Source organism: Ancylobacter dichloromethanicus (assembly GCF_018390645.1).
In the GTDB taxonomy this organism is placed as follows: domain Bacteria; phylum Pseudomonadota; class Alphaproteobacteria; order Rhizobiales; family Xanthobacteraceae; genus Ancylobacter; species Ancylobacter dichloromethanicus.
Window position 1 is genome coordinate 1 of record NZ_JAHBGC010000019.1, and the last position, 6,833, is coordinate 6,833.

Sequence of the window (6,833 nt, forward strand, 5' to 3'; positions counted from 1 at the left end):
TCCTTTGTGGGCCAGACTACGATAGTCGATGGGCCACTCAGAAGGGGGCAGATCAAACGCGGCCGAAGTTGAAAGCCGGAAAAAAGTCCTTCAGGTCAAGGTTCAGCACGTAGCGACGCCGGTGATGCGTCTTAGCGTTGCTGATGATCGAAGCGCCGGGACGAAACGCATGGGAGAGTTTGTTGCGGCGAGGATCTTTTGCTTCGATCTCGCGCAGGCATTCATAAAGCAGTTTCGAAAGGCTGCGTTGCAGCCCTTTCAGACGGTCGTTCGGCGCATCGATGGTGCGGACACCGCCGCTTCGCTTCGCAATATCGAAGGTGATGTAGCGGGCCGCCGGCGGCGTTGCGTGGACGATGAACGACACGGCGCTTGGGCGATAGCGCAGCAGCGCTGCCACTTCGTGTCTGGTTCGCGTGGCGCGAAGATCCGTGAGGCTCAACGTGAAGCACCGAAGAAAGAAGGCTTACAGGCACTCCTACGCGTCGCATAGGCCGTCACATCATGCTGCAATCGAGCAGCGTGTAGGGAGCAGCGTCCGAGACATCGGATCATATATCGCGAAACACGATAACAAATCTGCCTGTAAGCTTGATATTGCGGTACCATCTGTCGCGCGCCATGCCAAGCTCTCGATTTGTTCTGGATGTCAATACGACGTCACACGAGTATAGGTACAGAAGGATTGCGGCAATTGCCCCGAAATCTAACGCGATCTCAAAGACTTCCCGCCTGGCTACGGGTTCAAATTTAGAGGCCTATCGCGTAGACAAAGTTATCATTCTCCCCCTGTTTCTGTGAATTTCGCGGTTATCCCGGCGTTCCTCGGCGATTTCAATATCACGCCGATTGACCGGCGCGTAAGGTCCACGCAATGCGAGCAAGCCATAAATGCAGGGGTAGGCGAGGGTGACGTATCGATTTGTCCATGCCGCAGACATTCATCTCGATTCACCGCTGCGCTCGCTTGCGCTGCGGCATTCCGAGTTGGCTGAGCTGATCGGTAACGCCACCCGGCGCGCCTTCGTCCGGGTGATCGATCTGTGCCTGGACGAGCAGGTCGACGCGCTGCTGATCGCCGGCGATCTCTACGATGGCGATCAGACCTCGATGAAAACGGCCCGCTTCCTGGCCGAGCAGCTCCGGCGCCTGGACCAGGCTGGCATTCGTGTCTTCATCATCCGCGGCAACCACGACGCGCTGTCGAAGATCACCAAGGAATTGGTGCTGCCGGATTCCGTGAAGATCTTCGGCGGGCGAGGGGAGGCTATCGCGATCGATCGCGCGCCCGGACGCGTCCCCGTCGTCGTCCATGGCCTGAGCTTTGCTCAACCTCATGCCCCGGAAAGCCTCCTGGGGCGCTATCGGCCGGTCGTGGATGGGGCGGTCAATATTGGCATCATGCACACGAGCCTCGGCGGCGCTCCCGGCCATGACCTCTACGCCCCGTGCAGCCCGGCCGATCTACAGGCGTCAGGATTTCATTATTGGGCGCTCGGCCACGTTCACAAGCGCTCGGCGACCGAAGGCACCTGCGCGATCGTGATGCCCGGCATGCCGCAGGGGCGTGACATCAACGAAGCCGGGCCGAAATCCGTGACGCTCGTCACCATCTCGGACGATCGCTCGATCCATCTTGAGGAGCGCGTCACAAGTGTCGCGCAGTTCGAACGCGTGTCCGTCGATGCCACGGGAATGGACGATTGGCGCGAGCTGGTGTCCGCAGTGACGCGCGCGCTCGAGAACCAACGGGCTGCTGCCCGGGCAGAGCACCTTGTCGCTCGCGTGCGAGTGACTGGTGCGACGCCGCTGGCATGGCGCATTCGACGCGACGGCGACTTGCTGAAAACCGAGGCCGATGACCGGGCTTCGGTGATCGGCAGCTGCTGGGTCGAGCAGCTCGAAATCGCATGCCGTCCCGGAGAACAGCGGAGCGAGACATCGGGCGACCCGCTCAGGGAGCTGCATCGCTTGATCGAAGACGACGTCCTCGATTCCGCGGCCTTTCAGAATGAACTTGCAGGCATCGCCGAAGAGATCAGGGCTCAGTTGCCGCAGGAATGTCGCGACATTTTCGGCAAGGACGAGGCGTCTTTCCGGGAGGCGGTCGCCCAGCTGGCGCGCGACGGCGCAGAGGGCGTCATGGCACGTCTTGAAGCTCCGGGCGAAGGAGCGTGATGCATGCGACTTCGCCGCCTTGACCTGACCCGATATGGCAAATTCACCGATCGCAGAATCGACTTCGGCGAGCGGGTGAATGGACAGCCGGACCTGCATATCATCTACGGACCAAACGAAGCGGGAAAATCAACCGCGTTTGCTGCCTTCCTGGACCTGTTGTTCGGGATCGGTTCGCAGAGCCCATTCAACTTCCTTCACCCCTATCCGACCATGCGCATCGGCGCCGCTCTGGATATCGGAGCGGAGACAAGGGAGTTCGCACGTCTCAAACGCTCGCAGAACAGCCTGGTCGACGGCCATGATCGCAGCGTTCCAGAAGCCGCGATCCGCGGCGAACTCGGCGGCATCGAGCGGGATGCCTATCGGACCATGTTCTCGCTCGATGATGAAACGCTCGAAAAAGGCGGCGAGAGCATCCTTGCAAGCAAGGGGGATCTCGGCCAATTGTTGTTCTCGGCCAGTGCAGGCCTCTCGCACCTCAGCGACAGATTGGTCGACCTGACGGCAGATGCTGACAGCTTCTACAAATACCGGGCTAGGTCCGGAGCACTCGCGGATTTGAAGTCGCGCCTCGCCGAACTCAAAGCTGAGCGCGAGCAGTTTGACACACTAGCCACGGATCACGCTCGGCTGGTGGACACCCGGGACCGGGCAACCGTTCAATACGATGAAGCGGTCAAGGAACGAGCCGAGGTCCAGCGGCGCGTCGATGAGATCCGGGGCTATCTCACCGCATTACCGCGTCTCACGGCTCTACGGGGCATTCGAGCACGGGTCGCACCCTTGGCGGATATTCCGGAGGCACCGCAGGGGTGGGTAGCCGAAGTGCCGCGGCTCCAAAAGCAGGAGATCGAGCTTGGTGTCAAAATCAGCGCGGTTGCCGACGAGATAGGCCAACTTGCCGACGAGGGTCGGGCCGTCATCGTGGACGAGACAGCCTTGCGGACTGCCGACCGCGTAGAGCGGCTTGTCGACCTGCGCGCACGGTACGTCACCGCTGAAAAGGATCTTCCTGAGCGACGCCTGCAGTTGCGCGAGCTCGACTTGGCTATCGCCGGAATTCTTCAGCGCATCGAGCGGCCCGAAGAGACCGAGCCCAAGCGGCTTGTGTTGAGCTCCGCGACCATCGGCAGACTGCGCGATCTGGTCGAAGCTTATTCGGGGATCAAGGCCGCCAGCCGGAACGCATCCGACGAGCTTGCCGAGGCGCGGCGCCGGCTGGATGACGTTGCGGCGAAGCTGCCCGAGGGCGGTGCTGACCCTACGGTCCAGGCGGAGCGAAAGCGCGCTTTTGCAGAGCTGGCCGTCGTGATCGAAGCACTTCGCTCAGCGGACCATCATGTTCGTCGCCGGCTGGCGGAGCGCGATCGTGCGGCTGCCCTTGATGCGCTCAATGACCGACTCGTCGCACTTCGTCCCTGGCAGGGCACCGGCGATGAATTAGTCGCCATGAATTGCCCGAGCCCGGATACGCTGCAGAATTGGAAGGTTACCCGCGGGGAGGCAGTGTCGGCAAAGTCCCGCTGCGATGCAGAGGTGCAACGCCTGACCACGATCGTCAGGCGTCTCGAAGCCGAGAAGGCCAGTTTCGCATCGACGACCGGCGTTGTTTCAGATCACGAAGCCGCGGAAGTACGTTCGCAACGTGAGCAGGCTTGGGCCGCGCACCGTCGGGCGCTCGACACAGCTTCTGCAGATACGTTCGAAGCCGTCTTGCGCCACGACGACATTGTGACTGCAGGGCGGTTCTCGCACATGGGCGAGCTCGCGAAGCTGCATCAGACCGAACAGGCGCTTGCCGTCGCGGAGACGGATCTGACGCGCGCCGTTGAACTCGCCCAACAAGCCGATGCGGCCTTAGGGGCAATTGACGCCGAGGTCATCGCAGAGGCCGGCGTGATAGCCGCCTGCTTCCCCAAGGCACTGTCGCTTGCGGAGCTTGAGGCGTGGATCAGCCGGCGGGAAAAGACGCTTGAGGCGCGTGCCGCATTACAGAGCGCCGAACGGGACATTGCTGCTGCTGAGCGTGATGCGGCGGCCGCCTCCGAACGGCTTACGACCGCGATGGCGGGTGCGGATCTCGCGCCGGCTCCTGACGCGAGCTTTGATGCCGTGCTCGGGATGGCCCAAACCTCGCTCGATCGGGAAGCCGAACTGCGCCGTCTCCAAGTCGAGCTCGACGAGCGTCGCCGAGATGTTGTTGCGCGGGAACGCGCCGCGGAGCGTGCCACATCGGACGAGAAGGGCTGGGCAGAGGCGTGGGCGGCGGAATGCCGTGGATGCTGGCTCGGCGAGGGACCCGAGACCCCGGCGGTCGGCGCAGTGCGCGAGGTGCTCGCCGCGATCACTGAGCTTTCCCCGACCATTGAGAAGCGTGCTGCCCTTCTCGACCGCATCCACAAGATGGAACGGGACCAGCTCGCGTTCAGCGAGGAGGTTGCGGCACTCACGGGGCTTCTCGGGATTGAACCGGGTCCCGACGCCGTCCTGGAGCTGGCCCAGCGTGTCGTCGAAACGGTCCGGAGTGCCACGGCGGCCCGCGACCAGCGCTCCAGCCTGACGCAGCGGACCGGGGAGGCACAAGCGCGCCAGCGTGAGCTTGCAGAATCGCAAGCCGTTCATGACGAACAGAAGCAGCGGATGACGGCGTTTTTCGCGGTTGGCTCTCTGGAGGAGGTGTCCCGGAAGCTGTCCGATATCGAGCGACGAACCGACCTCATGAACCAAGCTCGTGAGGCGGAAAAGGATATCATCGAGGCTCTTCGTGCATCGGATATCCAGCGTGCGGAGGCGGCGCTCGATCAAGCGGACAGGCCGGCACTCGAGGCCGAGCTCACGGAATTGACGACCCGAGCGGAAGACCAGGACAAGCGTTGTCATGAACTGTTCGCGGCGAAGTCCGCCGCCGAGGATCGGGTCGAGGCGATCGGTGGAGACGCCAGGGTCGCCATCATCGAGGAGCGCCGACGGACGACCCTGCTCGAGATTGAGGATGGCGCCACGCGATATCTGCAACTACGTGCCGGCATCTCAGCCACGCAGCAGGCGCTCGCCAGCTATCGCGAGCGCCATCGCAGTTCGATGATGGCGCGTGCGTCGGAGGCGTTCCGAACCATCAGCCGCGGCGCCTATACCGGCCTCATCGCCCAGCCCGGCAAGGACGGCGATACGCTGATTGCGATTTCAGCAGAGGGCGGTTCGAAGGCCGCCGATAAGCTTTCGAAAGGCACGCGCTTCCAGCTTTACCTCGCGCTACGCGTCGCCGGCTATCACGAGTTTGCCCGCGCTCGCAGTTCGGTGCCGTTCGTCGCCGACGATATCATGGAGACGTTCGATGATTTCCGCGCGGAGGAGGCATTTCGCTTGTTCGCGGAAATGGCCCAGGTCGGCCAGGTGATTTACCTCACGCATCACCAGCACCTTTGCGAAATCGTTCAACGCGTGTGCCCGACGGCTCGGTTACATCGCCTTGACGAGGCCGAGGTGAGACGGGAGGTCGCCTGACAGCTTTGCGAACAAAACACCGCTCCCGAGCAGGCCGCAAAAAAGCGAGCGCCGGGATCCATCGAGGCGCTCGGCCTGCTCCTCGCAGTCGTGGATAACCAAGCCGGTAGTGCTGGGCTACCCGTCCAGCAGTATACCCATGTGGGCCGCAGTAGGGGTTAGCGTCTATCGCGATGTTCGTCCCTAAGAACCGTTCGCTGTCGCCTGTGGGCCGGCAGCGTGGCGCCCTTCTTCCGACAGGCTCGCCGTGGCCGTCAGCCGCTCTTGGAAAACGTCCTGCAACAGGTCCAGGAAAGCACGCACGGCAGGATTTGCGCGGCGGCTTTCGGGCCACACGGCCGTGATGTTGTGTCGCTCGACCGCAAAGGCGGCAAGCACAGGGACAAGCGCGCCGCGCTCGACATAAGGCGCTGCGATGAAGGTCGCGCTGATGCCGATGCCGCCGCCGGCCGCGAGCGTGACGGCGACCGCATCGCTCACGTCGATGACGATGCCGGCGGTGGGCGCCAATTCGATCTCCTCGCCGCCAATCTGGAAGGGCCACCAAAAGCTCTGACCCGTGTTCTGATAGCGGAGGTTGACGAGGTCGTGCCCCGCCAGATCGTCGGGGTGCTGTGGCGCGCCGCGCGCCGCAAGGTAAGCGGGTGACGCAAAGCAGCAGAGTCGATACGGGGCAAGGCTCCGCGACAACAGGCGCGAATCCGCAAGATCGCCGATGCGTATTGCGACGTCGATGCCTTCCTCGATGATGTCCACAATCCGGTCAGTCAGTCTGAGATCGACCGTCACTTTGGGATGACGCTTTCGGAACGCAGGCAGAGCGGGCGCGATCACATGCAGTCCGATCGGCAGCGACGCCGCCACCCGCAAGGTGCCAGACGGCTCCGAGCGCGCGCTCATCGCCGCCTGCTCGATCGCTTCCGCCTCGCCCAGCAGCCGCAGCGCTCGCTCATGCAGATCGCGACCCTCCGCCGTGAGCGCCAGCGACCGGGTCGTGCGGGTGAAGAGCGCAACCCCCAGATGCCGCTCAAGACGTTGGATGCTCTTGCTGACGGCCGAGGGCGAGATCGACAGGGAGCGCGCAGCGGCGGTGTGTTGATTTCCACTGAGAGTTGACCCGGCAGGCACGGATTTTTCCATCGAGAAGT

General features: G+C 62.9%; 4 protein-coding genes. 2 read left to right on the forward strand and 2 right to left on the reverse strand.

What is annotated here, in order from left to right:
• Nucleotides 1–52 precede the first annotated feature (52 nt).
• Nucleotides 53–400: a reverse transcriptase domain-containing protein gene (locus KHC23_RS08710; RefSeq protein WP_213371540.1), complete on the reverse strand. Its 348-nt coding sequence runs from the start codon at nt 398–400 to the stop codon at nt 53–55.
• A gap of 509 nt (nt 401–909) precedes the next feature.
• Here KHC23_RS08710 and KHC23_RS08715 point away from each other — a divergent pair.
• A complete protein-coding gene (locus tag KHC23_RS08715) occupies nt 910–2,178 on the forward strand; it encodes a metallophosphoesterase family protein (RefSeq protein WP_006023661.1) in 1,269 nt (422 codons plus the stop codon).
• Nucleotides 2,179–2,181: 3 nt separating this feature from the next.
• Nucleotides 2,182–5,685 (forward strand): ATP-binding protein, encoded by a 3,504-nt coding sequence (locus tag KHC23_RS08720; protein ID WP_006023662.1) that lies wholly within the window; start codon nt 2,182–2,184, stop codon nt 5,683–5,685.
• Between the two features lie 183 nt (nt 5,686–5,868).
• Here KHC23_RS08720 and KHC23_RS08725 read toward each other — a convergent pair whose 3' ends face one another.
• On the reverse strand, nt 5,869–6,825 hold the full coding sequence (locus tag KHC23_RS08725) for a LysR family transcriptional regulator (RefSeq protein WP_213371542.1): 957 nt from the start codon (nt 6,823–6,825) through the stop codon (nt 5,869–5,871).
• Nucleotides 6,826–6,833: the final 8 nt, after the last annotated feature.